A 25,570-nucleotide genomic window follows, 5' to 3' on the forward strand; every position below is an offset into this window, starting at 1 on the left:
GAGTCCTCCGGAGGTGGCCGGTGCCGTCACAGCTGCGCTTCGGTGACGAGGACTTCCTGCGCTGCCGGTTCGCGATCTCGCCGCTGTGGGAGACGCAGGAGGCCGTGCGCACCCTGAAGCGGCCGGACCGGCACGCCTATCAGGCGCCCTGGCTGCGCCGGATCCGCAGGGCGGCGGCGGGGCTGGACCTGGCCTCGCTCTGGCTGCTGATGCCCCGCCGGGGGCACGCCCCGGACTGGCTGGGACCGCCGCCCATCGGTCCGGCCGCGACGTTCGAGGAGGAGATCGCGGCCGTTCGGGCCTCGGACCCGGAGGCGGCCCGCGAGGACACCGCCCTCTCCCTGGCCTGCACACCGGGCGCGCCGGACTCGGCGCGGGGCCGGGCCTGGCTGGCGGATCCGGCCCGCATGATCACGGAGCTGGCGGACGCCGTGGAAGAGGCGTGGCGGGTGCTGATCGCACCGGACTGGCCCCGGCTGCGGTCCCTGCTGGAGGCGGACGTGGCCTTCCACTCGCGCCGGCTGGCCGAGGTGGGGCTCGGCACGCTGCTGCCGGAGCTGGACCCCCGGCTGTCCTGGGACGGCCGTACGCTGACGCTCGCGCAGCACATCGAGTACGCGCGCGACCTGGCCGGCCAGGGCCTGGTCCTGATGCCGAGCGTGTTCTCCTGGCCCGACGTGATCACGGGCTTCGAACCCCCGTGGCAGCCCACCCTGGTCTACCCGGCCCGCGGCATCGCCGGCCTGTGGACCGAACCGGGCACCCGCACTCCGGACGCGCTGGTACGACTGCTGGGCGCCAACCGGGCGGCGGTCCTGTCCGCGCTGGACGAACCCGCGACGACGACCGCCCTGGCACACCGCCTGGGCCTGGCCCCGTCCTCGGTCTCGTCCCATCTGACGGTCCTGCGCGACGCGGGCCTGCTGACGTCCCGCCGCTACGGCCACCAGGTGATGTACGAACGAACACCGCTGGGGATGGCACTGACGGCGGGAGCGCCGGCCTGAAGGGGCGCGGGGCCGAAACCTACGCCAGGTGGCGTTCGACCGTTTCCACCTTGGACGTGAGTCCGTCCGTCACGCCCGGGCGAATGTCGGCCTTGAGCACCAGGGAAACCCGCGGCGCCCGGTCCTCCACCACGGCGACGGCCCGCCTGACGACGTCCATCACCTCGTCCCACTCCCCCTCGACGGAGGTGAACATCGCGTCGGTCCGGTTGGGCAGCCCCGACTCGCGCACCACGCGCACGGCGTCGGCGACGTACTCCCCCACGTCCTCGCCGACGCCGAGGGGCGTCACGGAGAAGGCGACGATCATGCGTTGACGACCCCTTCCTTGCGGGCGCGGGCGGCGATGACCTCGTCCTCGGCGGCGCGCTTGAGCTTGCGCTCGGCGAAGAAGCCGCCGGTGGGCAGCACCGAGAGGACGAAGTACAGGGCGGCGGTCTTCAGCGGCCACTTGGCGCGGTTCCAGGCGTCCGCCCAGAAGATCACGTAGAGGACGAAGAGGACGCCATGGACCGCGCCCATGACGGGGACCGCGTTGAAGTCCGTGGTCCGCTTCAGCACCGAGCAGACGAGCAGGATCAGGAAGGACACGGCCTCCGGGGCCGAGACCAGGCGGAGGCGGCGGAGGGCGGTGGCGGTCTTGATGTCCACGGGTCACCTTCGGTGGGAGTTTTCGCGACGGTCTGCCGGTTACGGTCCGTCGGCTGGGGGCTGCCGTTTGTGAATGCACGCACAAGCGTCACCCATTGTGGCAAACGGCAACCCTAGGGGTCCGCTCAGGGTCGGTATCCACCTACGGGGCCTGTTCCGTCCACCCGCCGCGCCGCTACTTTCGCTGCGTGGCGATGTTCCGACTTCAAGGCAGCAAGGTGCTGGCCGTCGAGATGACCGGGGATGCCGTGAAGGCGAAGAACGGCTCGATGGTCGCGTACGACGGACAGATGAGCTTCAAGAAGCTCACCGGCGGAGGTGAGGGACTGCGCGGGATGGTGACCCGGCGGCTCACCGGCGAGCAGATGACGGTGATGGAGGTGAAGGGGCAGGGGACCTGCTGGTTCGCGGACCGCGCCTCGGAGATCAACCTCGTGAGCCTCCAGGGGGACAAGCTGTACGTCGAGTCGAGCAATCTGCTCGCCACGGACGCGGGGCTGCGGACGGGCACGACGTTCACCGGACTGCGCGGCGCCTCGCAGGGCAACGGGCTGTTCACGACGACCGTCGAGGGACACGGCCAGGCGGCGATCATGTCCGACGGTCCGGCGGTGGTGCTCCGGGTCAGCCCGCAGTACCCGCTGATCGTCGACCCGGGTGCGTACATCGCCCATCAGGGCAACGTCCGGCAGTCCTTCCAGTCCGGCGTGACGTTCCGCACGTTCCTCGGCGAGGGCGGCGGCGAGGCCTTCCAGATCCGCTTCGAGGGCGACGGACTGGTGTATGTGCAGCCGAGCGAGCGGAACACGATCGCGGGGGATCTCTGACATGACGTTCCGGGAGATCAACTCCAAGATGGTCGAGGCGACCGTGCTGCCCGGGCAGCGGCTGTACAGCCAGCGCGGCGCGATGCTCGCCTACAAGGGGGACGTGTCCTTCACCCCGAACATCCAGGGCGGCCAGGGCGGCCTGATGTCCATGATCGGGCGCCGGGTGTCCGGCGAGGCGACCCCGCTGATGACCGTCGAGGGCAGCGGCACCGTCTTCTTCGGGCACGGCGGCCACCACGTCCATGTCATCGCCCTCACCGGCGACACCCTCTATGTCGAGGCCGACCGGCTGCTCGCCTTCGAGGGCACGCTCCGGCAGGGCACGATGTTCATGGGCTCGCAGGGCGGGGTGATGGGCCTGGTCCGGGGCCAGGTCACCGGGCAGGGCCTGTTCACCACCACCCTCCAGGGCCAGGGCGCGGTCGCCGTGATGGCGCACGGCGGCGTCTTCGAGATCCCGATCACCCCCGGGCGCCCGGTCCATGTCGACCCGCAGGCGTACGTCGCCCATCACGGCGACGTACGCAACAAGCTGTCCGCCGCGCTCGGCTGGCGCGAGATGGTCGGGCGCGGTTCCGGCGAGGCCTTCCAGCTGGAGCTGAGCGGCAGCGGCACGGTGTACGTCCAGGCGTCGGAGGAGAAGCTGTGAGCACCTACGGAACTCCGGGCGCAGGGGCGGGACCGGTCGTGTACGACCCGATGACCCTGCCCGCCGACGACAACGTGAACAGGTACACGTTCTCCGTCGAGCTCAAGAGCGCGCAGTGGTTCCTGCAGAAGGGCAAGATGATCGCCTACTACGGGGCGATCGAGTTCAACGGCATCGGACACGGCCGACTCGACCGAATTGTCCGCACGTCTTTCCATTCGCCACTGCACGCGAGCGACTGGGTCGTGGCATCCGGCTCGGGCAAGATGCTCCTCGCCGACCGGGCCTTCGACGTCAACTCCTACGACCTGGACGACGGGAACTTGACCATTCGCGCGGGCAATCTGCTCGCTTTTCAGCCAAGTCTCGCACTCAAGCAATCGATCGTGCCGGGTTTTCTGACCCTTATCGGAACCGGAAAGTTTGTGGCCGCGTCTAACGGGCCGGTGGTGTTCATGGAGCCTCCGATCCGGGTCGACCCACAGGCGCTCGTCGGGTGGGCCGACTGCCCGTCGCCGTGCCATCACTACGACCACGGCTATCTGACGGGTGTGCTGGGCGGTCTACGTGCGATGACGGGCCTCGGCGGGGTTTCCGGGGAGGAGCACCAGTTCGAGTTCGTGGGTGCCGGGACGGTCCTGCTGCAGTCGACGGAGACCCTCATGGAAGAGACGGCGACGGGGGTCGTACCGTCCGAACCAGGGGTACCCGGAGGTGGCGGTGCGGCACCGGGCGGACACGGTCCGCAACCGTCCGGCGCACCGCGCCTTCCCGGACAGCTGGGGGACCTCCAGCGTCGCTTCGGGCTGTGAGCGGTAGTCTGCGGAGTGTGACGTCGAACGCGTGCGCACTGTCACACCATCCAAAGTAGTTCGCCATTCAACTTCTTAGGTAGACTTCATTCATGGAGACTGAGACGGCCACGCACTGGCTGACCGATGCGGAGCAGTGCGCCTGGCGCACCCACCTGGAGGTCAACAGGCTGTTGACGTACCAGCTGGAGAAGGATCTGCAGCCGTTCGGCCTGACGATGAACGACTACGAGATCCTCGTGAACCTGTCCGAGTCGGACGACCTGCGCATGCGGATGAGCGACCTCGCCTCCGCGACCCTGCAGTCCAAGAGCCGGCTCTCGCACCAGATCACGCGCATGGAGAACGCGAATCTGGTGCGCCGCGAGAACTGCGAGTCCGACCGGCGGGGGCTGTACGCGGTGCTGACCGAGCACGGCATGGAGACGATGAAGAAGGTGGCGCCACATCATGTCGCCTCCGTGCGACGGCACTTCATCGATCTGCTGTCGCCGGAGGCGCTGACGGAACTGGACAAGGCCCTGAAGCCGATCGCCGACCACCTGAGAGGGCAGCGGGGGCGTCCCTGAGCCCCTGAGAGGCCGAGGGTCGCGGTAGCTACGCGGGGGCCGGGTCGCTCACCGGCGCCGGCAAGGTGCCTCCTCCAGAGGAGGTACCCCAGCGCCGACCCGTGCCGCCCCGGCTGCACGACCGCCCGCAGCCAGGGCGGCCACGAAGGCCGCCGCGCCCGCCAGCAGGAAGCACACCCCCAGCGGCAGCCGCCCGACGAGCACCCCGACCACCATCACACCTACCGAACTCCCGGCGTTGACCCCCGTGTTCACCCACGCTCCCGCCCGAGTCCGCGAAGCGTCGTCCGCTGTCTCGTCCGCCAGCAGGTACGCCGTCGTCAGAGCGGGAGCGATGAACGCACCGGCGCAGGCCATGGCCGCCGTGAGGGTCCACAGGCCGGGAGCCAGGCCCGCCACGGCGACCACCAGCCCCAGGCCCACGGCGAACCAGCACAGCCGGACGCGGGCCGACGCACGCCACCGCACCGCCCCGTTGGCCAGCCCGCCCAGCGCGCTGCCCGCCGAGAGCGCGCCCAGCACCCAGGGGACCACGTCGGGGTCGTAGGAGTGCTGCGCGGCGAAGGCCATCACGAGCAGGTCCACGCCGCTCAGGGCGAGCCCGGCGCCGGTGGCCACGACGACGGGAGCCCACAGGCCGCGCAGGGCGCCGGCCCGTTGCCGCCCCGCAGCCCTGGGCCGGGGTCCAGGCAGTGCCGGGGACAGGGTGAAGACGCCGGTGCCGGTCACGATCAGGAACGCGCTGAGCAGGATGCCGGACGCCGGCGGCGCGAAGCCCACCAGCACGCCGATCAGCACCGGGCCGGAGACGTAGAGCAGTTCCTCGGCGACGCCGTCCAGGCTGTAGGCGCGCTGCAACAGACCCCGGTCGGGGACCAGTTCGGACCACAGGGCGCGCATCGTCGGCCCCAGCGGGGGCGCGCACGCGCCCGCGAGGGCCGCCGCGGCGCCGATGACCACCGGCGATGCCCCGGGGCGCCAGGTCAGGGCGGCCAGCGCGCACAGCAGGGTGCCGTAGAGCATCGACATGGGCAGCAGGGCACGGCGGGGGCCGTAGCGGTCGATCAGGGACGCCCGGAACGGCATCAGGAAGACCGTCGCCGCGCCGAACAGCGACATGACCGCGCCGGAGACGGCGTAGGACCCGGTGGCCCGGGTGACGGACAGCAGTGCCGAGAGCGACACCGTGCCGTAGGACAGACGGGCCGCCAGGGCGGAGACGAAGGCGCGGCGGGCGTGCGGGACGCGCAGGACGGCGGCGTACGAGGGCCGCGAAGGGGCATGCGTGGACATGCTGAAGTTCCTCTGTGGGAGGCGGAAGAGGGGACACCGAAGGACGCGAGGGCCTGATCGGCTCTCTCGCGGTCCGGTGTGCGCTCTACGCCAAGGTGAGGAACATGCTCGTCAATCTAGCACCGAGATCGCCCGGTTGAGGGAACTCAGCTCTGCGTCAGGCCCGCCACCAGTTCGTCCGCCGCGCGGTACGGGTCCAGTTCGCCCGCGACGATCCGCTCCGCGAGGGCGCTCAGGCGGCGGTCGCCGTGCAGGTCGCCGATGCGCTCGCGCAGCGCCGTGACGGCGATGGTCTCCACCTCGCGGGCCGCGCGGGCCCTGCGGCGCTCGGCGAGCACACCGCGCTCCTCCATCCAGGCGCGGTGCTTCTCCAGGGCCTCCACGACCTCGTCGATGCCCTCGGCGCGGGCCGCGACGGTCTTCACGATCGGCGGGCGCCAGTCGCCGGGGCCGCGGGACTCGCCGAGGCCCAGCATGTGGTTCAGCTCGCGGGCCGTGGCGTCGGCGCCGTCCCGGTCGGCCTTGTTGACGACGTACACGTCGCCGATCTCCAGGATGCCCGCCTTCGCCGCCTGGATGCCGTCGCCCATGCCCGGGGCCAGCAGGACCACCGACGTGTCCGCCTGGGAGGCGATCTCCACCTCCGACTGGCCGACGCCCACCGTCTCGACCAGGATCACGTCGCAGCCTGCCGCGTCGAGGACCCGGATCGCCTGCGGGGCCGCCCAGGCGAGGCCGCCCAGGTGGCCGCGGGTGGCCATCGAGCGGATGTAGACCCCGGGGTCCGACGCGTGCTCCGACATCCGCACCCGGTCGCCGAGCAGGGCGCCGCCGGAGAACGGGGAGGACGGGTCGACGGCCAGGACGCCGACCCGCTTTCCCTGTTTGCGATAGGCAGTCACGAGCGCCGAGGTGGAGGTCGACTTGCCGACGCCCGGGGAGCCCGTGAGACCGACCACATAGGCGTTGCCGGTCAGCGGGGCCAGGGCCGCCATGACCTCCCTGAGCTGCGGGGACGCCCCCTCCACCAGGGAGATCAGCCGGGCCACGGCCCGCGGCCGGCCTTCCCTGGCCCCGGCCACCAGAGAGGAGACGTCCTGCATCCGACAACTCCGTTCACTTCAGCAACGTACAGATCGACGAGGGAACACTCAGGCCTTCGGCACCCGCACGATGAGCGCGTCGCCCTGGCCGCCACCGCCGCACAGCGCGGCCGCGCCGACACCGCCGCCGCGGCGCTTGAGTTCGAGCGCCAAGTGGAGCACGAGACGGGCGCCGGACATGCCGATCGGGTGGCCCAGCGCGATCGCGCCGCCGTTGACGTTCACCCTTTCCGTGGACACGCCGAGGTCCTTCATTGACTGCACGGCGACCGCGGCGAAGGCCTCGTTGATCTCGATGAGGTCGAGGTCGGAGACCTCCAGGCCGTCCTTCTTCAGGGCGTGCAGTATGGCGTTGGACGGCTGGGACTGCAGGGAGTTGTCCGGGCCGGCCACATTGCCGTGCGCGCCGATCTCGGCGAGCCAGGTCAGGCCGAGCTCCTCGGCCTTGGCCTTGCTCATCACGACCACGGCGGCCGCACCGTCGGAGATCTGCGAGGAGGTGCCGGCGGTGATCGTGCCCTCGCGGGAGAAGGCCGGGCGGAGCTTGCCGAGGGACTCCACCGTGGTGTCGCCGCGGATGCCCTCGTCCTTGCTGAACAGGACCGGGTCGCCCTTGCGCTGCGGGATCTCCACCGGGGTGATCTCGGCCTCGAACAGGCCGTTCTTCTGCGCGGCGGCGGCCCGCTGGTGGGACAGGGCGGCGATCTCGTCCTGCTCGGGGCGGCCGATGCCGAGGCGGGTGTTGTGCTTCTCGGTGGACTCGCCCATGGCGATGCCCTCGAAGGAGTCGGTCAGGCCGTCGTGGGCCATCGCGTCGAGCATCTCCACGGCGCCGTACTTGAAGCCCTCGCGGGACTTCGGCAGCAGGTGCGGGGCGTTGGTCATGGACTCCTGGCCGCCGGCCACGACGATGTCGAACTCGCCGGCGCGGATCAGCTGGTCGGCCAGGGCGATGGCGTCGAGGCCGGAGAGACACACCTTGTTGACGGTGAGCGCCGGGACGTTCATCGGGATGCCGGCCTTGACGGCGGCCTGGCGGGCCGGGATCTGACCGGCGCCGGCCTGCAGCACCTGGCCCATGATCACGTACTGCACCTGGTCGCCGCCGATCCCCGCACGGTCGAGGGCGGCCTTGATCGCGAAGCCGCCCAGGTCGGCCCCGGAGAAGGACTTGAGGGAGCCGAGAAGTCGTCCCATGGGCGTGCGAGCGCCCGCGACGATCACGGAGCTGGTCGTTCCAGAAGGCATGAGCTGCGATCCCCTTACCGGCCTGCACAGCCGAGGAGTGAACGAGGGTTTACTTCGAATGTACTGATGGCACTCCGTGCCGTCACCGGGCCGTCGGTGTGATCGCGCGCACGTTGCGTAACCATGCGCGGCGCGCTGCACTGAATCCATGCTGACGCGAATCGACCACATCGGGATCGCCTGCCACGACCTCGACGCGACCGTCGAGTTCTACAAGGCGACGTACGGCTTCGAGGTGTTCCACACCGAGGTCAACGAGGAGCAGGGCGTGCGCGAGGCCATGCTCAAGATCAACGAGACCTCGGACGGCGGCGCCTCCTACCTCCAGCTGCTGGAGCCGACCCGCGAGGACTCCGCGGTCGGCAAGTGGCTGGCCAAGAACGGCGAGGGCGTCCACCACATCGCCTTCGGCACGGCCGATGTCGACACCGACTCCGAGGAGATCCGCGGCAAGGGCGTACGCGTGCTGTACGACGAGCCCCGGCGCGGTTCCATGGGGTCGCGGATCACCTTCCTGCACCCCAAGGACTGCCACGGCGTCCTGACAGAACTGGTCACTTCGGCCCCGGTTGAGTCGCCCGAGCACTGACCCCCGTACATAAGGGCCGGTAGGGTTGGGGGCGGTCGTCCCTCAGGACCGGGGACGACCGCATGCCGGGGTCCGGGTTTCGGGGGACGAGCGTCGGGGCAGCAGCCCGTGCTCCGCCGTTGATCTGACACCATTCCCCGGGGGCCCCGTTCGGCGGATGGACGGAGCTCGTTGGAGAAGCTGACCAGGGGACGGATGGGACCGCGCAGTGCGGGGCTACGAGAGCCAGGAGCGAGAGCCGGCGGCTGACGTCGACCACCTCTCTCGGTTCGAGGCCGAGATGAAGCGGCTGAAGACCGAGCGGGAAAAGGCGATCCAGCACGCCGAGGACCTCGGCTACCAGGTCGAGGTGCTGCGCGCCAAGCTGCACGAGGCGCGCCGCACCCTCATGACCCGGCCCGCCTTCGACGGCGGTGACATCGGCTATCAGGCCGAGCAGTTGCTCCGCAATGCCCAGATCCAGGCCGACCAGCTGCGCCAGGAAGCCGAGCGGATGGCCGCGGAGGCCCGCGCGCAGACGCAGCGGATCCTGCAGGAGCACGCCGAGCAGGCCGCCCGGCTCCAGGCCGAACTGCACCAGGAGGCGGTCACCCGGCGCCAGCAGCTCGACCAGGAGCTGGCCGAGCGCCGCGCCACCGTCGAGTCGCACGTCAACGAGAACGTGGCCTGGGCGGAGCAGCTGCGCGCCCGCACCGAGCAGCAGGCCCGCCGGCTCCTCGACGAGTCCCGCGCCGAGGCCGACCAGGCGATGGCCACCGCCCGCGCGGAGGCCGAGCGGCTCACCCGGGAGGCCCGCGAGCGGCTGCAGAACGACGCCGAGGCGGCTCGCACCGAGGCCGAGCAGATCCTGCGCCGCGCCCGCACGGACGCCGAGCGCCTGCTGAACGCGGCGTCCACGCAGGCCCAGGAGGCCACCGACCACGCCGAGCAGCTGCGTACCAGCACGGCCAGCGAGTCGGACGCGGCCCGCCGGCAGTCCGCCGAGCTGAGCCGGGCCGCCGAGGAGCGGATGACGGCGGCCGAGGAGGCGCTGCGCAAGGCGCAGGCCGAGGCCGAGAAGCTGGTCACCGAGGCCGAGCAGGCCGCCGCCAAGACGCTGGCGAGCGCCGAGGCCGCGGGCGAGGCCCGCACGCGCACGGCGAAGGAGCAGGTCGCCCGGCTGGTCGAGGAGGCCACCAAGGAGGCCGAGACCACCAGGGGCGAGGCCGAACAGCTCGTCGCCGACGCGCGGGCCGAGGCCGAGAAGATCGTCGCGGAGGCCTCCGAGAAGGCCCGCACGGTCACCGCCGAGGAGAGCGCGACCCAGCTGTCCAAGGCCGCCAAGACGGCCGAGGACGTGCTCAACAAGGCGTCGGAGGAGGCCAAGAACACCACCAAGGCCGCGGCCGAGGAAGCCGAGCGGATCCGCACCGAGGCCGAGGCCGAGGCGGACCGGCTGCGCGCCGAGGCGCACGACATCGCCGAGCAGCTCAAGGGCGCGGCGAAGGACGACACCAAGGAGTACCGCGCCAAGACGGTCGAGCTGCAGGAGGAGGCCCGCCGGCTGCGCGGCGAGGCCGAGCAGCTGCGCGCCGACGCGGTCGCCGAGGGCGAGTCGATCCGCGCGGAGGCCCGCCGGGAGGCGGTGGCGCAGATCGAGGAGGCGGCCAGGTCCGCCGAGGAGCTGCTGGCCAAGGCCAAGGCGGACGCCGACGAGCTGCGGCAGACCGCGACCACCGACAGCGAGAAGGTCCGCACCGAGGCCATCGAGCGGGCCACCGGCCTGCGCCGGCAGGCCGAGGAGACCCTGGACCGCGCCCGCAAGGAAGCCGAGCGGCTGCGCGCCGAGGCCGACGAGCAGGCCGAGACGGTCCGTACGGACGCCGAGACCGCCGCGCGTGAACTGCGCGAGGAGACCGAGCGCGGCGTCGAGGCCCGCCGTGCCGAGGCCGCCGAGGAGCTGACGCGGCTGCAGACCGAGGCGCAGGAGCGGCTCGAGTCGGCCGAACAGGCGCTGACCGAGGCCCGCGAGGACGCCGGCCGGATCCGCCGTGAGGCCGGCGAGGAGAGCGAACGGCTGCGCGCCGAGGCGGCGGAGCGGATCCGCACCCTCCAGGAACAGGCCGAGGCCGAGGCCGAACGGCTGCGCTCCGAGGCCGCGTCCGACGCGTCCGCCTCCCGCGCCGAGGGCGAGGCCGTCGCCGTACGGCTGCGCTCCGAGGCTGCCGCCGAGGCCGAGCGGCTGAAGGCGGAGGCGCAGGAGACCGCCGACCGGGTGCGCGCCGAGGCACAGGCCGCCGCCGAGCGGCTCGGCGCGGAGGCGTCCGAGACGCTGGCCGCCGCCCAGGAGGAGGCCGTCCGGCGCCGCCGTGAGGCCGAGGAGACGCTCGGGTCCGCCCGCGAAGAGGCCGACCAGGAGCGGCTGCGGGCCCGCGAGCAGAGCGAGGAGCTGCTGGCCTCCGCCCGCAAGCGGGTCGAGGACGCACAGGCCGAGGCGGTCCGGCTGGTCGAGGAGGCCGACCGGCGCGCCACCGAGATGGTCTCCGCCGCCGAACAGCACGCCCAGCAGGTACGGGACTCCGTCGCCGGGCTGCACGAGCAGGCGCAGGAGGAGATCACCGGGCTGCGCTCGGCCGCCGAGCACGCCGCGGACCGTACGCGGCGGGAGGCCGAGGAGGAGGCGGACCGGGTCCGCACCGACGCCTACGCCGAGCGGGAGCGGGCGAGCGAGGACGCCGCGCGGATCCGGCGCGAGGCGAATGAGGAGACGGAGGCCGCCAAGGCGCTGGCCGAGCGTACGGTCGCGGAGGCGATCGGGGAGGCCGAGCGGCTGCGCGCGGACACGTCCGAGTACGCCCAGCGGGTGCGCACGGAGGCCTCGGACGCGCTCGCCGAGGCCGACCAGGCGGCGGCCCGCACCCGGGCGGACGCCCGCGAGGACGCCAACCGCATCCGCTCGGACGCGGCGACCCAGGCCGACACCCTCATCACCGAGGCCCGTAACGAGGCCGAGCGGCTCACCACCGAGACGGCCGCGGAGACCGACCGGCTGCGCACGGAGGCGCTGACCGAGGCCGAGCGGCTCACGACGGAGACCGCGGCCGAGGCCGAGCGGGTGCGCACCGAGTCCCTCGCCGAGGCGGACCGGGTGCGCACGGAGGCCCGGGCGGCCGCCGAGCAGCTCATGGGCGAGGCCACCGGCGAGGCCGAGCGGCTGCGTGCCGAGGCCGCCGAGACGGTCGGCTCGGCCCGGCAGCACGCCGAGCGGGTGCGGGCGGAGGCCAGGCGGCTCAAGGCGGACGCGGAGGCGGAGGCCGAACGGCTCGTCAGCTCCGCGCGCGAGGAGTCCGAGCGCACCCTGGACGAGGCCCGCAAGGACGCCAACAAGCGGCGTTCGGAGGCGGCCGAGCAGGTCGACACGCTCATCACCGAGACCACGGCCGAGGCGGACAAGCTGCTCGGTGAGGCGCAGCAGCAGGCGCTGAAGACCACCGCGGACGCCGAGTCGCAGGCCGACACGATGGTCGGCGTGGCCCGCAGCGAGGCCGAGCGGATCGTCTCCGAGGCGACCGTCGAGGGCAACTCGCTCGTGGAGAAGGCCCGCACGGACGCCGACGAGCTGCTGGTCGGTGCCCGCCGGGACGCGACCGCGATAAGGGAGCGGGCGGAGGAGCTGCGCGACCGCATCACCACCGAGATCGAGGAGCTGCACGAGCGGGCCCGCCGCGAGGCCGCGGAGACCATGAAGTCCACCGGCGACCGCTGTGACGCGCTCATCAAGGCCGCCGAGGAGCAGCTGGAGAAGGCGGAGGCGAAGGCCAAGGAGCTGGTGTCGGAGGCGAACTCCGAGGCGGGCAAGGTGCGTATCGCCGCCGTCAAGAAGGCGGAGGGGCTGCTCAAGGAGGCCGAGCTGAAGAAGGCCAGCCTGGTCAAGGAGGCCGAGGAGCTCAAGGCCGAGGCGATCCGCGAGGCGCGGCGCACGGTCGAGGAGGGCAAGCGCGAGCTGGAGGTCCTGGTGCGCCGGCGTGAGGACATCAACGCCGAGATCTCCCGTGTCCAGGACGTCCTGGAGGCGTTGGAGTCCTTCGAGGCCCCGTCGTCCGGCAAGGACGGCGGAGTCAAGGCCGGTGCGACGGTGGGTGCCCCCCGTTCGGGTGGCAAGTCGTCAGAGGGCTAGCGCGAGAGGCACGTTCCGGTGTCTTCTGGGGGCTTTGCCCGACTCTTTTGGCAAGCCCCCCGGCCATCCGCCACCCGAAAGAGGTCTCATTCTCCAGATCAAACACGTATCCGCTCGATGACACACCGCTTCGGCCCCTAGGATTCCCCCTATCACCTCACCGGTCTCATTCGACAGGAACCCCATGAGCGACACTTCCCCCTACGGCTTCGAGCTTGTGCGGCGTGGGTACGACCGCGCTCAGGTGGACGAACGTATCTCCAAGCTCGTCTCCGACCGTGACAGCGCTCTCGCCCGCATCACCGCCCTGGAGAAGCGCATCGAGGAGCTCCACCTCGAAACGCAGAACGCCCAGGCCCAGGTCGCCGACGCCGAGCCGTCGTACGCGGGTCTCGGTGCGCGGGTCGAGAAGATCCTGCGCCTGGCCGAGGAAGAGGCCAAGGAGCTGCGTGAGGAGGCCCGGCGGGCGGCCGAACAGCACCGCGACCTGGCCGAGTCGTCGGCTCAGCAGGTCCGTAACGACGCCGAGGCCTACGCCGCCGAGCGCAAGGCCAAGGCCGAGGACGAGGGCGTCCGGATCGTCGAGAAGGCGAAGGCCGACGCCTCCGGACTGCGTGCCGAGGCGCAGAAGGACGCGCAGTCCAAGCGCGAGGAGGCGGACGCCCTCTTCGAGGAGACCCGCGCCAAGGCCGCGCAGGCCGCCGCCGACTTCGAGACAAATCTCGCCAAGCGCCGCGAGCAGTCCGAGCGCGACCTGGCCTCGCGTCAGCAGAAGGCCGAGAAGCGGCTGGCGGAGATCGAGCACCGGGCCGAGCAGCTGCGCCTGGAGGCGGAGAAGCTGCGCACGGACGCCGAGCGCCGCGCCCGCCAGACGGTGGAGACGGCCCAGCGCCAGGCCGAGGACATCGTGGCCGACGCCAATGCCAAGGCGGACCGCATCCGTTCGGAATCCGAGCGCGAGCTGGCGGCCCTCACCAACCGCCGCGACAGCATCAACGCCCAGCTGACGAACGTCCGCGAGATGCTCGCCACGCTGACCGGCGCGGCGGTCGCCGCCGCGGGCACGCCGGGCGACGACGAGCCCATCTCCCGTGGGGTGCCGGCGCAGCAGACCCGGTGACGTTGGTTCGTGGGTAACCGCGGGCCGGCTGTGGCCGGTCGCGCCCACGCGGCGGAGCCGCATATCGACTCAGCCCCGCGCCCCTTCGGGCGCGCTGTGGAGCCCCCTGTCCTCAAGTGGCAGGGGGCTTCGGCTCGTCTTAGCGTGGCCGCATGATCGAGCTGGAGGGGCTGACCAAGCGGTACGGCGAGAAGGTGGCGGTCGACGGGCTCAGCTTCGCCGTCCGGCCCGGCATCGTGACCGGATTCCTCGGACCCAACGGTGCCGGGAAGTCCACGACCATGCGGATGATCCTCGGGCTCGATCACCCCACCGCCGGCGACGTCCGGATCGACGGCAAGCACTACGCGCAGCTGAAGGACCCGCTGACGTACATCGGCGCGCTGCTGGACGCCAAGGACGTGCACGGCGGGCGCAGCGCCTGCAACCACCTGCTGTGTCTCGCGCAGAGCAACGGGATCCCCAGGCGCCGGGTGGCGGAGGTGCTGGACACCGTCGGGCTCGGCGCGGTGGCGCGCAAGAAGGCCAAGGGGTTCTCGCTGGGCATGGGGCAGCGGCTGGGGATCGCCGCGGCGCTGCTCGGGGATCCGCGGATCCTGATGTTCGACGAGCCGGTGAACGGGCTCGACCCGGAGGGCATCCACTGGATCCGCAACCTGATGAAATCGCTGGCCGCGCAGGGCCGGACGGTGTTCGTGTCCAGTCACCTGATGAGCGAGATGGCGCTGACCGCCGATCACCTGGTGGTCATCGGGCAGGGGCGGCTGCTCGCGGACACCTCCATGCCCGACTTCATCCGGGAGAACTCGCGGTCGTACGTGCGGATCCGCTCCCCGCAGCGCGAGCGGCTGCTCGATGTGCTGCACGAGGGCGGGATCACCGTCGTGCAGGCGGGCGGCGGGGTGCTGGAGGTGGAGGGCGGCAAGGCCGAGCAGATCGGCGAGCTGGCCGCGCGGTACGGGCTCGTGCTGCACGAGCTGAGCCCGCAGCACGCCTCGCTGGAGGAGGCGTTCATGCAGCTGACGGCGGAGTCGGTGGAGTACCACGCGCACGCCGGGCCCGGGCCCGCCGCGCAGGACTGGGGCGCCGGCTGGAAGGGGGTGTGAGGGATGGCGGCCGTACAGGTCATCCGGTCCGAGTGGACCAAGATCCGGTCGGTGGCGTCCACGGTGTGGACGCTGTCGCTGGCCGTGGTCGTCACCATCGCCCTCGGGATGCTGATCTCCGCGCTGTCCCGGAGCCAGCTCGACTCGATGCCGGTGCGGGACCGGCCGGCGTTCGATCCGACCTATGTGTCGTTCGCGGGCATGAGCCTCGGTCAGCTCGCCATGATCGTGTTCGGTGTGCTGGTCGTCTCCAACGAGTACAGCACCGGCATGATCCGGGTCTCCCTGGCCGCCGTACCGCAGCGCGCCACCTTCCTGTTCAGCAAGATCGCGGTGGCCACCGGGCTCGCGCTGGTGGTCGGCATGTGCACGAGCTTCGCCGCGTTCTTCCTCGGCCAGGCGATGCTCGGCCCCCACCGGGCACGGATCGGCGACCCCGGGGTGCTGCGCGCGGTGCTCGGCGGCGGGCTGTACATGACACTGATCGCGATGTTCTCCATGGGCGTCGCCGCGATGCTGCGCTCGCCGATGCTGTCGCTCGGCGTCCTGATGCCGTTCTTCTTCCTGATCTCCAGCATCCTCGGCGGGGTGGACGCCACGAAGAAGATCGGCCGGTTCCTGCCGGACCAGGCGGGCAGCCGGATCATGCAGGTGGTGCCGAGGGCCGACGACGTCCCGTACGGGCCCTGGGGCGGGCTCGGGATCATGGTGCTGTGGGTGCTCGGCGCGCTCGCGGGCGGGTACGTCCTGCTGCAGCGCAGGGACGCACAGTAGCCCCCTTCGTCACGCAGCGTAGCGATATGACTTTACTTTCTTTTGGGCGGAACCGTCAGCGCCCCGATATCCTCCTAACCCTTACGGGGGCGTGCGCCCCGCTTTCCTGAACCTTTCGATGGGTGCGGAGCATGATCGAGGCTGTCGGCCTGACCAAGCGCTACGGCGACAAGACCGCCGTGTACAACCTTTCCTTCCAGGTGCGGCCCGGCGCCGTCACCGGCTTCCTCGGGCCGAACGGCTCGGGCAAGTCGACGACGATGCGGATGATCCTCGGGCTGGACAACCCGACGTCCGGGTCGGTGACGATCGGCGGCTACCCCTATCGCAGGCTGCCCAACGCCCCCCGGCAGGTCGGTGCGCTGCTCGACGCCAAGGCCGTGCACGGCGGCCGTGCCGCCCGCAACCACCTGCTGAGCCTCGCCCAGCTCTCGGGCATCCCGGCCCGGCGCGTGGACGAGGTGCTCGGGGTCGTGGGCCTGCAGGACGTGGCCAAGAAGCGCTCCAAGGGCTTCTCGCTCGGCATGGGCCAGCGCCTCGGCATCGCCGCCGCGCTGCTCGGCGACCCCCAGGTACTGCTGTTCGACGAGCCGGTCAACGGCCTCGACCCCGAGGGCATCCTCTGGGTCCGCAATCTGATGAAGGCGCTCGCGGCCGAGGGTCGTACGGTCTTCGTCTCCTCGCACCTGATGAGCGAGATGGCGCTGACCGCCGACCACCTCATCGTCATCGGACGCGGCCAGCTGCTCGCCGACATGAGCGTGAAGGACTTCATTTCGGCCAACTCCGCCGACTTCGCGCGCGTGCGCACCCCCGACACCGAGCCGCAGCTGCGCGAGAAGCTGGGCAGCGCGCTCGCCGAGGCGGGCGGCCATGTGCTGCCGGAGCAGGACGGCGCACTGCGGGTGACCGGGCTGCCGCTGCCCCGGATCAGCGACGTCGCGCACGAGGCGGGCGTCCGGCTGTGGGAGCTGTCCCCGCACCAGGCCTCGCTGGAGGAGGCGTACATGCGGATGACGCAGGGCGCGGTGGACTACCGCTCGACCGTCGACCAGCGGGCGGGCCTGCAGCAGCCGCTGCCGCCCGGCGCCCAGCCGCCCGTGCCGGTGCCCGGCCAGGGCCAGCCCGGCTGGTACGCCCCGCCGCCGCCCCAGCAGGGCGGCCAGCCGTTCGCGATGCCGGCCCCCGGTCCCGGGGCGCCCGCCGGGCCCTACGACGGCGCCCAGGCGGGCGGCTACGGCGCTCCCGGCGTCCCGGGCGCCGGTGCCCCCAACCCGTACGCCCAGCAGGCGCAGGGGGCTCCTCAGGCCCCGCACGCGCAGCCGGCACCTCAGGCCCCGCAGGCCCAGCCACCGGTCCCGGCCGCCGTGGCCCCGCCCGCGCCGCGGCAGGCGCCCGCCGCCGCTCCGGCTCCGGCCGCCGCTCCCGCCCCCGCTCCCGCTCCCGCCGACCTGACCAAGCCCGAGGACGCCCGATGAGCACCCACCAGCCCCCGATGCCGCAGGCCCCCGCACCCGCGCCCGACTGGCAGGCGGCGCCCGGCGGGTCGTACCCCGGTTACACCTCGCCGATCCCGGTCGTGCGCACCCACCTCGGGCACGCGCTCGCCTCCGAGTGGACGAAGATCAGGTCGGTCCGGTCGACGATGTGGACGCTCGGCGTCTTCGTCGTGCTCGTCTTCGGCATCGGCCTGCTGTTCGCCTCGGTGGTCAGCGCCCACTCCGGGTCGGAGAGCCTGTCGAACGAGACCCCGATCCAGTTCGGCTTCTTCGGCCTGCTCCTCGGCAGCATGTGTATCATCACGCTCGGCGTGCTGACCACGGCCTCGGAGTACGGCACCGGCATGATCCGTACGACGATGACCGCGTGCCCGAGCCGGGCCCGGGTGCTCGCCGCCAAGGCGATCGTGTTCTTCGCCGTCGCCTTCGTCGTCACCCTGGTCACGTCCGGCCTCGTGGCCATGTTGCAGGCGTCCATGCTCGAAGGCGTCGGCGGTGCCAAGACCCCCTCCGGCAGCGAATGGTTCAAGGCGACCGTCGGGATCAGCCTCTACATCGCGCTGCTCGGGCTGTTCTCGCTGCTCATCGGCTCGATCATCCGGCACTCGGCGGGCGCCATCACCATCATGATCGGCGCGGTGCTGGCCCCGCTGGTGATCGCGCTGTTCATGGCCACGCAGTCGCTGGAGAAGGTGCGCCAGTGGCTGCTGGAGTACTCGATCCCGAGCCAGATGAGCGTCTTCTACGACAACTCCCTGAGCCGCTCCGGCCCCACCGGCTGGGACCCGCTGTGGATCATGCTGGGCCTGTCGGCGGCCGCGTTCGCCGGTGCCTACGCGCTGCTGCAGAAGCGGGACGTGTAGCTCAGGGAGTTCGGCCGGCTCTAGAACTTCGGCGCGTTACGGGACCGCTGCACCCGCGTGGTGCGGCGGTCCTTCGCGTTCCAGCACGCCTTGTGCCAGTGGCGGCGGTCGTCGACGCCCGCGAACTCAGGCCAGGCCACCACGTGCGGGACAGCGGAGGGGATCAGCTGGTCGCAGCCCGGACAGCGGTACGTCTTGCCCTCCGCGCTCGCCCCGGCGACATGGCGCACGCTCCACTCCTCGCCCTGCCAGCTCTCGGTCGACTGCCAGCCGCCGTACCGGCCGGCCGGGTCGTCCCCGGGGCTCCGGTCCGACGATCCGGCTGCCTTCGGTCGGTTGCGACGCGGGGACACGGGACACCTCTCGGGGCTATACAGGAAGCAGGGGCTGCAGCCAGCCTACGCGCCGCCGAGCGGGGTACTCGTACGGAACCAAAACCGCACAAGTCCCCCTCCGGGGCCAGCCATTCTGCAGACAATCGGCAAATCTCTCCGCCAGGCCGTGTCCTGGGCACGTGTCAGACGGTTATGCCGGGTGGGGGAGCTCCGGGTCGGAGCCGAGGAAGCAGGAAAAGACACGATGTACGTAGGAAGTTTTGTGCTGGGCGCCCAGTTCCCGGGCCAGGGCCCGGGGGAGGCCCTGCACCGCGCGGTCCGCTCGGCGGAGGTCACCGAGGAGGCCGGGCTGGACTCCGTATGGCTGGCCGAGCACCACTTCGTGCCGTACGGCACATGCCCGTCCGCCGTCACCCTGGCCGCGTTACTGCTCGGCCGCACCCGCCGTATCCGCGTCGGCACGGCGGTCAGCGTGCTGCCCACCGCCCACCCGGTCGCCCTCGGCGAACAGGCCGCGCTGCTGCATCTGACGAGCGGCGGACGGTTCACGCTCGGCGTGGGCCGCGGCGGCCCCTGGGTGGACCTGGAGGTGTTCGGCACCGGCCTCGCGGCGTACGAACAGGGGTTCCCGGAGTCGCTCGATCTGCTGCTGCGCTGGCTGCGCGAGCCCTCCGTGGCGGCCGACGGCGAGCACTTCTCCTTCCGTGAGGTGCCGGTCGTACCCCGCCCGTCGGAGGCGCTGACGGAGACCCCGGGACCCGAGGTCGTCGTCGCCTGCACCTCCCCGGCGAGCGTACGGCTGGCCGCCGAGCGCGGGCTGCCGATGCTTCTCGGCATGCACGTCGGGGACGAGGAGAAGGCCGAGATGGTCACCCTGTGGCGGCACTGCGCCCGCGCGGCCGGCCGGCCGGCCGAGGAGATCGCGGGCGCCGCGCATGTCTCGGCCGGCGTGTGCCAGCTCGCGGACCGGCGCACGGACGCGGCGGAGGCACTGCTGAAGGCGATGCCGGGCTGGCTGAGGCAGGGCCTGGAGGCGCATGTGACGGTCGACGGCCGGGCGCGCACCATGCGCGACCCGCACGCCTACACCGAACTGCTCTGCGGCCTGCACCCGGTCGGCACCCCGCGGCTTGCCGCCGACCGGCTCGCGGCCACCTCCGAGCGCACCGGCATCTCCCGGTTCGCCCTGTTGGTGGAGGGCTCGGGCGACCTCGCGGCGACGGAGGAGAACCTGCGGCGCCTCGGCGCCGAGGTACTGCCCCAGCTGCGCTGAGCGCCCCTGCAACTCCCCTGTCGCCTCGGGGGCTTGCCGCCCCAGTGGTGCATGCACCTCCCGCGGGTGGAGCGGCAAGCGAGCGGCTCACTGCCTGCGCCGTGCCGGGGCAGCGCGTCAGCAGTCCCGGAATTCCGGCGACTGGTTCAGCAGCTGGCTGCGCACGGACGTGAAGCGGGCCAGTGTCTCGTCCACCGAGGAGTCCGGCGGGAACACCGCCACCCGGTGGCAGTTCTGGAAGGCCAGCCGCACACCGAAGTGCCGCTGCAGGGCGCTGCGGATGGCGTCACTCGCGAGCGCACGCAGCAGCTGGCCGCGTGCCTGCTCGTCCGGCGGGGGCGTCTGGTTGTCGGCGAACGGTCCGCCGTCGACCTTCAGCTGGGCCACCAGGGAGCTGATCATCTCCCACGCGTAGGGCAGGGAGGTCCGGACGCAGTCGACGAATTCTGCTTCGTCGACCTCGCCTCGCTCGGCCTGTTCGAGTAGGGCCGGTGAGACGTCGAGCGACATGGGTTCTCCTCTCGCACCCCCGAAGAGCAGGGGTTGCCGGACAGGTCAGGGAGTTCGCGATTTCGAACACGCTCAGTACATGGGCGGCGACCTCCCGTTCCCTACGGTAGGCAACCGTAGGTGACCACACCAGCAGAATGCGTATATGGAACGGTCCCGTTACGGGCACAATCGGCCAGGGATGAACAAGAGTTTCCAGGGGCAATTGGGGCGTTACCCGGGGAGCGCGATGGGCGAATCGCGTGCACCGGCGCGCGTCGAGTAGCGTTGCCGACCATGCGTCTCGTCATTGCCCGGTGCTCGGTCGACTACGCCGGCCGGCTCACCGCCCACCTGCCCTCGGCACCCCGTCTGATCCTGGTCAAGGCGGACGGCAGCGTCTCCATCCACGCCGACGACCGGGCCTACAAGCCCCTCAACTGGATGTCGCCGCCCTGCACGCTGAAGGAGGGGACCGGCGAGGACGAGGGGGTGTGGACCGTCATCAACAAGACGGGCGAGAAACTGATCATCACGATGGAGGAGATCCTCCACGACTCCTCGCACGAACTCGGCGTGGATCCGGGTCTGATCAAGGACGGCGTGGAAGCGCACCTGCAGGAGCTGCTCGCCGACCGCATCGAGACGCTCGGCGAGGGCTACACGCTCATCCGCCGCGAGTACATGACGGCCATCGGCCCGGTGGACATCCTGTGCCGCGACGCGGACGGCCGGACGGTCGCGGTCGAGATCAAGCGGCGTGGTGAGATCGACGGCGTGGAGCAACTCACGCGCTATCTGGAGCTGTTGAACCGCGACCCCCACCTGGCGCCGGTCCGCGGTGTCTTCGCCGCCCAGGAGATCAAACCCCAGGCCCGCGTCCTCGCCACCGACCGCGGCATCAACTGCCAGATCCTCGACTACGACGCCCTGCGCGGCATCGAGGACGACAAGCTCCGCCTGTTCTGAGCGGCGGCCTTTGACCTGGCGGCCTTTGATCTTTGTCCCGCCGCCGCACAAGCCCGGCGGCGGGACCGGGACAGGGCCTAGATCACCGAGCCCGGAGACTTCGACGCGCTTCCCGAAGTCTGCGGCGTCGTCGGGCCGCTTGCCGAGTTCGTCGTGGTCGGGGTCGTGCCCGTCTGGGTCGGAGTCGGTGACGTGGGCGTGGGGGAGGTCGGCGACGGCGAGGAGGACGTACTACCCGAGGGCGTCGGCTTCGTCGGCGTCGGGGAACCCGGCTTGGTCGTATGGGACTTGGACGGGGTCGGGGACGTGTCTCCCCCGCTGCCCGTGCTCCCGGTGTCGCTCGGGTCCGCCGAAGGCGTCGTGGCCGGACCCGACGGCGCCGGGTCGCCCGTCGTGCCGTGCGTACCGCCGGGACCCGCATGCGTCGTGCGGCCGTGGGCCGGGGCCGGACCGGTGCCCGCCGCCGGGTCCTGCCTCGGGTCCGCGCCGAGACTGCCGTCGCCCGTGCCCTGGCTCGCCGACGGGTTGACGTCGACCTTCCCGGCCGGGTTCTTGTCGGCGTTCTCGTTGGACGTCATGCCGAGCGTGACGACCGTACCGAGCACGGCGGCGAGCAGCGCGCCGGAGCCGACCGCGACGAGATTGCGACGGGCCAGCCGCTTGAGGCCCGCGACCCGCGACGGGGCGGCGGGGAGCCGCTGCGTGACCAGGGGGTCGCCGAGGGGCACGTACGGCGGCGGCGCCGACTCCTCGTGCCGTATCTCCGGCGGCTCCTCCCCCGGCGTCGCCGCGATGCCGGGCAGCTCGCCGGAGCGGTCGGCGACCAGGGCGAGGGCACGGCGTCCGGCGACGGTGCCCCGCTTGTCGGCGAGTGCGCCGCGCAGCCCGATGGACGCCTCCAGCTCGGCGCGGGCCCGGTCGAGCTGCCCCGCGCACAGCGCAAGGACGCCCAACTCGTGGTGAAAATAGGCCTGTTCATGCACCTCACCGGCGAGCCGGGAGGCCTCCGCGCCGGCGCGCAGGGCCCGCTCCCAGGCGCTCCAGTGCAGTCCGGCGGCGAAGGCGGGCGCGGCCGTGCGGGCGAGCCGTACCGCGCGGTGCGTCTCCCCCTCGGCGGACGGGACCGTCTGCGGGACGACCGCGGCGAGCGCGGCCAGCACCGCGTCGGCCTCCGCGCACACCCGCTCGGGCGTGACCGAGGGATGCCCGGCCCACCAGGCGTAGTGCTCGGCGACGGCCAGTGCCTCGGCCCCCGCGTCGTCGCCGTACCCGGCGGCCTCCAGCTGGGTCTGTACGCCGGCCGCGAGGCGGTAGCGGGTGCCGACCGGGGAGACCAGTCCGCAGCCCGCCAGTTCGCCGAGGGCGGCGTCGGCGTGGGTGTCTCCGATCAGCGCCGGCAGATGCGCCTGGTGCGGCACCTCGCCGCCGAGGGCGACGGCGAAGCGCAGGGTGGCGCGGGCGGAGGCGCTGAGCCGGGAGGCGAGCAGCGGGGCGGGCGCGGCGGCCTCGCCGAGGGACGGCAGCGGGACTGCCTCCGCCGCCAGGGACGGCTCGGCCGGTTCGCGTACGTCCTCGAAGACGCCGTACTCGTCCACGGCCTCCGCGTCGGCCCGCAGTTCGTCCCGCTGTTTCAGCAGGGCGCCGGCCTGGACGAACCGCAGCGGCAGTCCCTCGGACTCGAACCACAGGTCGCCGGCCCAGTTGGACTCCTCCTCGGTGAGGACGCGGCCGACGGTCCGCTCCAGGAGCTCCACGCCGGCGGCGCGGTCGAGACCGCCGAGGAAAACCTCCTCGACGGCGGACTCGGCGGAGGGCGCGGGCACCTCGGGGGTGGCGCCGATCAGGAAGGCGCACTCGGGGGTGGCGTCGAGCAGTTCGTCGAGGGCGGCGCCGCCGAACTCGATGTCGTCCAGCACGACGACCGCGCCGATCTCGCGGACGCGGGCGCGCAGCTCGTCCGGGTCGAGGCGGTGCTGCGGGGCGTCGTGGACGGCGTGGAAGAGGTCGTGCAGGAGGTCGGGGGTGGTGCGGTGGAAGCCGGTGAGCCGGACCACGCCGTCGGGCGCGAGGTCCACGCAGTCCTCGGCGACGAGGTCCAGCAGGGCGGTGCGGCCGGAGCCGCCGGGGCCGGTGAGCCGGACGGTGCGGCCGCGGGCCAGCAGCCGGACGAGGCGCTCGCGTTCGTCCTGCCGCTCCAGCAGGGCGAGCGCCGGCTGGGCGGGGCCGGGCGGCACGGGCGGCCGGGCGGCCCGCTCGGCCTCGGCGCGCTCGGCGGCGGTGCGCTTGCGGGGCGCTTCCGGCCGCTGGGCCGGCGGGCAGGGTTCGATCTCGCTGCCGTCGACGGGGTTGACGGTCAGCAGCAGGTCACCGGCGACGAGTTGCGCCGTACGGGCGAGCGCGGGCGCGCTCTGGCCGAAGTCGGAGGTGAGGGATTCCCGGGGCGGGCGGCGGCTGTGCGCCTGGCCGTGCTCCTCGGGTCCCGCGTCGATCGGGTCCATGGGTTCCATGCGTTCCATGGGTTCAGCCCCCCAAAAAGCGTTGTGTGCCCGTGATTGAGGCCCCTCCCGGCCTTGTCGCACACCGCGCTGTCGCTTCTGGTCCGGGCCCGCTCGGTCGAGGGTTGCGAGGCGGCGGGCGACCGAACCCTAAACCTTTGCACAGTATCTCCGACAGGGCGGGGTGCCGTGCGGTCCGAGACGTCACAGTCCGGTGAGGATTGCCCGCGACGTGCGCTTCGGCGGCTGCGCCCGGTTCTCGCCCGTCGCCCGTGTCCCCTCGTCACCCCGCACCCGCGCCCCGGTCGTTCGCCGGGTCAGGCCCGGGGCAGCGACTCGACCCCGATGCCGCCCTCGATGGCGAGGATGCGGTGCAGCCGGGTGGCCACCAGCAGGCGCTGCATCTGCGGCGGGACATCGCGCAGCACCAGACGGCGGCCGCAGCGGCCGGCCCGCCGATGGGCACCCATGATCACCCCGAGCCCGGTGGCATCCCAGGAGTCCAGTTCGGACAGGTCGAGCACCAGGTCACCGACGCCGGTGTCGACGGCCGAGTGCAGGGCCGTACGGGCGTCCGCCGCGCTCCGGACGTCGAGGCGGCCCCCGACGACCAGCTCGGCATGGTCGCCCCTGATGTGCATATGCGCTCCCCGTTGAATGCGGTTGGCGTACTCGGTGACGATGGTGACGATGCTGTGCACCGTCTGACTGCGTGAGTGGTGATGCGGTTGCTGCTTGTAAGCGAACCGATACCGAATTCACCCCGGGGGGTGATGTTCCCGGGGTGAATGTCCGGCGTGTGTGCGTACGGGTGGGTCTCGCTGGGGCGTGCTGATGAGTCTCGGTACGACGTACTGACGGAACTCAGTACGTGTAAAAGCCCTGCCCGCTCTTGCGGCCGATGTCACCGGCGTCCACCATCCGGCGCATCAGCTCCGGCGGCGCGAACTTCTCGTCCTGGGACTCGGTGTAGATGTTGCTGGTGGCGTGCAGCAGGATGTCCACGCCGGTGAGGTCGGCGGTGGCGAGCGGGCCCATGGCATGGCCGAAGCCCAGCTTGCAGGCGAGGTCGATGTCCTCGGCCGTGGCGACACCGGACTCGTAGAGCTTGGTCGCCTCCACCACGAGGGCGGAGATCAGGCGGGTGGTCACGAAGCCGGCCACGTCGCGGTTGACGACGATGCAGGTCTTGCCGACGGACTCGGCGAACTCCCGTGCGGTGGCGAGGGTTTCGTCGCTCGTCTTGTAGCCGCGGACCAGCTCGACGAGCTGCATCATCGGCACCGGCGAGAAGAAGTGGACGCCGACGACCCGCTCGGGGCGCTCGGTGGCGGCCGCGATCTTGGTGATAGGGATGGCGGAGGTGTTGGAGGCGAGCACGGTGTCCGGGCGCACGATCTTGTCGAGCGCGCGGAAGATCTCGTGCTTCACCTCCAGCTTCTCGAAGACGGCTTCCACGACGACGTCCGCGTCGGCGGCGGCGTCCAGGTCGGTGGTGGGGGTGATGCGGCCGAGGGCGGCCTCGGCGTCCTGCGCCGCCAGCTTCCCCTTGCTCACGAACTTGTCGTACGAGGCCTTGATGCCGTCGGTGCCACGCTTCAGTGCCTCGTCGGTGACGTCGCGCAGGACGACGTCCCAGCCCGCCTGCGCGGCGACCTGAGCGATTCCGGACCCCATGAGACCGGCCCCGATGACGGCGAGCTTCCGTGACACTGACGACTCCCTCGAACGCGCTCCAAG

Annotated in this window: 24 protein-coding genes; 14 read left to right on the forward strand and 10 right to left on the reverse strand. The window is 71.8% G+C overall.

All coding sequences use genetic code 11. The features are described 5' to 3' along the window. The first annotated feature begins 20 nt into the window (after nucleotides 1-20). Entirely contained in the window at nucleotides 21-1,007 is a 987-nt protein-coding gene (locus AB5L52_RS14180; protein ID WP_369364307.1) for a DUF5937 family protein, read from the forward strand. 19 nt (nucleotides 1,008-1,026) lie between these two features. Here AB5L52_RS14180 and AB5L52_RS14185 read toward each other — a convergent pair whose 3' ends face one another. Continuing rightward, the gene (locus tag AB5L52_RS14185) at nucleotides 1,027-1,317 is read right to left on the reverse strand and encodes an MTH1187 family thiamine-binding protein (RefSeq protein WP_351029366.1); all 291 of its coding nucleotides are present in this window, start codon (nucleotides 1,315-1,317) and stop codon (nucleotides 1,027-1,029) included. Continuing rightward, nucleotides 1,314-1,658 carry a DUF3817 domain-containing protein gene (locus AB5L52_RS14190; protein ID WP_351029364.1) on the reverse strand — a complete coding sequence of 115 codons (345 nt, stop codon included), beginning with the start codon at nucleotides 1,656-1,658 and terminating at the stop codon, nucleotides 1,314-1,316. Before AB5L52_RS14190 ends, AB5L52_RS14185 begins: the two co-directional genes overlap by 4 nt. 194 nt (nucleotides 1,659-1,852) lie before the next feature. On the opposite strand from AB5L52_RS14190, the gene AB5L52_RS14195 reads away from it, so the two are divergent. From AB5L52_RS14195 to AB5L52_RS14210, 4 genes are all read left to right on the forward strand, one after another. After that, nucleotides 1,853-2,485: an AIM24 family protein gene (locus AB5L52_RS14195; RefSeq protein ID WP_351029432.1), complete on the forward strand. Its 633-nt coding sequence runs from the start codon at nucleotides 1,853-1,855 to the stop codon at nucleotides 2,483-2,485. A 1-nt stretch (nucleotide 2,486) separates the two neighbouring features. Then, nucleotides 2,487-3,137 (forward strand): AIM24 family protein, encoded by a 651-nt coding sequence (locus AB5L52_RS14200; RefSeq protein WP_351029362.1) that lies wholly within the window; start codon nucleotides 2,487-2,489, stop codon nucleotides 3,135-3,137. Further along, a complete protein-coding gene (locus AB5L52_RS14205) occupies nucleotides 3,134-3,949 on the forward strand; it encodes an AIM24 family protein (RefSeq protein ID WP_351029360.1) in 816 nt (271 codons plus the stop codon). Before AB5L52_RS14200 ends, AB5L52_RS14205 begins: the two co-directional genes overlap by 4 nt. A 92-nt stretch (nucleotides 3,950-4,041) precedes the next feature. After that, on the forward strand, nucleotides 4,042-4,518 hold the full coding sequence (locus tag AB5L52_RS14210; RefSeq protein ID WP_023546702.1) for a MarR family winged helix-turn-helix transcriptional regulator: 477 nt from the start codon (nucleotides 4,042-4,044) through the stop codon (nucleotides 4,516-4,518). 48 nt (nucleotides 4,519-4,566) lie between these two features. Here AB5L52_RS14210 and AB5L52_RS14215 read toward each other — a convergent pair whose 3' ends face one another. From AB5L52_RS14215 to AB5L52_RS14225, 3 genes are all read right to left on the reverse strand, one after another. After that, entirely contained in the window at nucleotides 4,567-5,811 is a 1,245-nt protein-coding gene (locus tag AB5L52_RS14215; RefSeq protein ID WP_369364311.1) for an MFS transporter, read from the reverse strand. 146 nt (nucleotides 5,812-5,957) lie between these two features. Further along, nucleotides 5,958-6,914, reverse strand: a complete 957-nt coding sequence (gene meaB / locus AB5L52_RS14220; protein ID WP_351029356.1) for a methylmalonyl Co-A mutase-associated GTPase MeaB — start codon at nucleotides 6,912-6,914, stop codon at nucleotides 5,958-5,960. Nucleotides 6,915-6,962: 48 nt separating this feature from the next. Beyond that, complete coding sequence (locus tag AB5L52_RS14225) at nucleotides 6,963-8,162, reverse strand: acetyl-CoA C-acetyltransferase (RefSeq protein WP_351573574.1); 1,200 nt, start codon at nucleotides 8,160-8,162, stop codon at nucleotides 6,963-6,965. A gap of 148 nt (nucleotides 8,163-8,310) precedes the next feature. Between AB5L52_RS14225 and mce the strand changes: the two genes are divergently transcribed. The 7 genes from mce (at nucleotide 8,311) to AB5L52_RS14260 (ending at nucleotide 18,269) form a co-directional block, all read left to right on the forward strand. After that, the gene (gene mce, locus AB5L52_RS14230; RefSeq protein WP_351029352.1) at nucleotides 8,311-8,751 is read left to right on the forward strand and encodes a methylmalonyl-CoA epimerase; all 441 of its coding nucleotides are present in this window, start codon (nucleotides 8,311-8,313) and stop codon (nucleotides 8,749-8,751) included. 208 nt (nucleotides 8,752-8,959) lie between these two features. Then, complete coding sequence (gene scy / locus AB5L52_RS14235; RefSeq protein ID WP_369364314.1) at nucleotides 8,960-12,907, forward strand: polarized growth protein Scy; 3,948 nt, start codon at nucleotides 8,960-8,962, stop codon at nucleotides 12,905-12,907. A 184-nt stretch (nucleotides 12,908-13,091) separates the two neighbouring features. After that, nucleotides 13,092-14,027, forward strand: a complete 936-nt coding sequence (locus tag AB5L52_RS14240; protein WP_351029348.1) for a cellulose-binding protein — start codon at nucleotides 13,092-13,094, stop codon at nucleotides 14,025-14,027. A 152-nt stretch (nucleotides 14,028-14,179) separates the two neighbouring features. After that, a complete protein-coding gene (locus AB5L52_RS14245; RefSeq protein ID WP_369364316.1) occupies nucleotides 14,180-15,133 on the forward strand; it encodes an ATP-binding cassette domain-containing protein in 954 nt (317 codons plus the stop codon). 3 nt (nucleotides 15,134-15,136) lie between these two features. Beyond that, nucleotides 15,137-15,907: an ABC transporter permease gene (locus AB5L52_RS14250; RefSeq protein WP_369364318.1), complete on the forward strand. Its 771-nt coding sequence runs from the start codon at nucleotides 15,137-15,139 to the stop codon at nucleotides 15,905-15,907. 131 nt (nucleotides 15,908-16,038) lie between these two features. Then, nucleotides 16,039-17,385 carry an ABC transporter ATP-binding protein gene (locus AB5L52_RS14255; protein ID WP_369364320.1) on the forward strand — a complete coding sequence of 449 codons (1,347 nt, stop codon included), beginning with the start codon at nucleotides 16,039-16,041 and terminating at the stop codon, nucleotides 17,383-17,385. Continuing rightward, complete coding sequence (locus tag AB5L52_RS14260) at nucleotides 17,382-18,269, forward strand: ABC transporter permease subunit (RefSeq protein WP_351573562.1); 888 nt, start codon at nucleotides 17,382-17,384, stop codon at nucleotides 18,267-18,269. The genes AB5L52_RS14255 and AB5L52_RS14260 overlap by 4 nt, the downstream gene beginning before the upstream one ends. A 20-nt stretch (nucleotides 18,270-18,289) precedes the next feature. On the opposite strand, the gene AB5L52_RS14265 is transcribed toward AB5L52_RS14260, so the two are convergent. Continuing rightward, nucleotides 18,290-18,622 carry an ATP/GTP-binding protein gene (locus AB5L52_RS14265; RefSeq protein ID WP_351029339.1) on the reverse strand — a complete coding sequence of 111 codons (333 nt, stop codon included), beginning with the start codon at nucleotides 18,620-18,622 and terminating at the stop codon, nucleotides 18,290-18,292. A 226-nt stretch (nucleotides 18,623-18,848) separates the two neighbouring features. On the opposite strand from AB5L52_RS14265, the gene AB5L52_RS14270 reads away from it, so the two are divergent. Beyond that, on the forward strand, nucleotides 18,849-19,877 hold the full coding sequence (locus AB5L52_RS14270; RefSeq protein ID WP_351029337.1) for an LLM class flavin-dependent oxidoreductase: 1,029 nt from the start codon (nucleotides 18,849-18,851) through the stop codon (nucleotides 19,875-19,877). Nucleotides 19,878-19,994: 117 nt separating this feature from the next. Here AB5L52_RS14270 and AB5L52_RS14275 read toward each other — a convergent pair whose 3' ends face one another. After that, nucleotides 19,995-20,387, reverse strand: coding sequence for an SCO5389 family protein (locus AB5L52_RS14275; RefSeq protein ID WP_369364323.1), 393 nt, complete (start codon nucleotides 20,385-20,387; stop codon nucleotides 19,995-19,997). A 276-nt stretch (nucleotides 20,388-20,663) separates the two neighbouring features. Between AB5L52_RS14275 and nucS the strand changes: the two genes are divergently transcribed. After that, entirely contained in the window at nucleotides 20,664-21,335 is a 672-nt protein-coding gene (nucS, locus tag AB5L52_RS14280) for an endonuclease NucS (RefSeq protein WP_351029333.1), read from the forward strand. 77 nt (nucleotides 21,336-21,412) lie between these two features. Here nucS and AB5L52_RS14285 read toward each other — a convergent pair whose 3' ends face one another. The 3 genes from AB5L52_RS14285 to AB5L52_RS14295 all read right to left on the reverse strand — a co-directional run bounded on the left by AB5L52_RS14285 (nucleotide 21,413) and on the right by AB5L52_RS14295 (nucleotide 25,543). After that, complete coding sequence (locus AB5L52_RS14285; protein ID WP_369368872.1) at nucleotides 21,413-23,833, reverse strand: ATP-binding protein; 2,421 nt, start codon at nucleotides 23,831-23,833, stop codon at nucleotides 21,413-21,415. A gap of 314 nt (nucleotides 23,834-24,147) precedes the next feature. Next, entirely contained in the window at nucleotides 24,148-24,471 is a 324-nt protein-coding gene (locus AB5L52_RS14290) for an STAS domain-containing protein (protein WP_351029428.1), read from the reverse strand. 223 nt (nucleotides 24,472-24,694) lie between these two features. Then, nucleotides 24,695-25,543 (reverse strand): 3-hydroxyacyl-CoA dehydrogenase family protein, encoded by an 849-nt coding sequence (locus AB5L52_RS14295; RefSeq protein ID WP_351029331.1) that lies wholly within the window; start codon nucleotides 25,541-25,543, stop codon nucleotides 24,695-24,697. Nucleotides 25,544-25,570: the final 27 nt, after the last annotated feature.

This window comes from Streptomyces sp. CG4 (assembly GCF_041080655.1).
Taxonomy (GTDB): Bacteria; Actinomycetota; Actinomycetes; order Streptomycetales; family Streptomycetaceae; genus Streptomyces.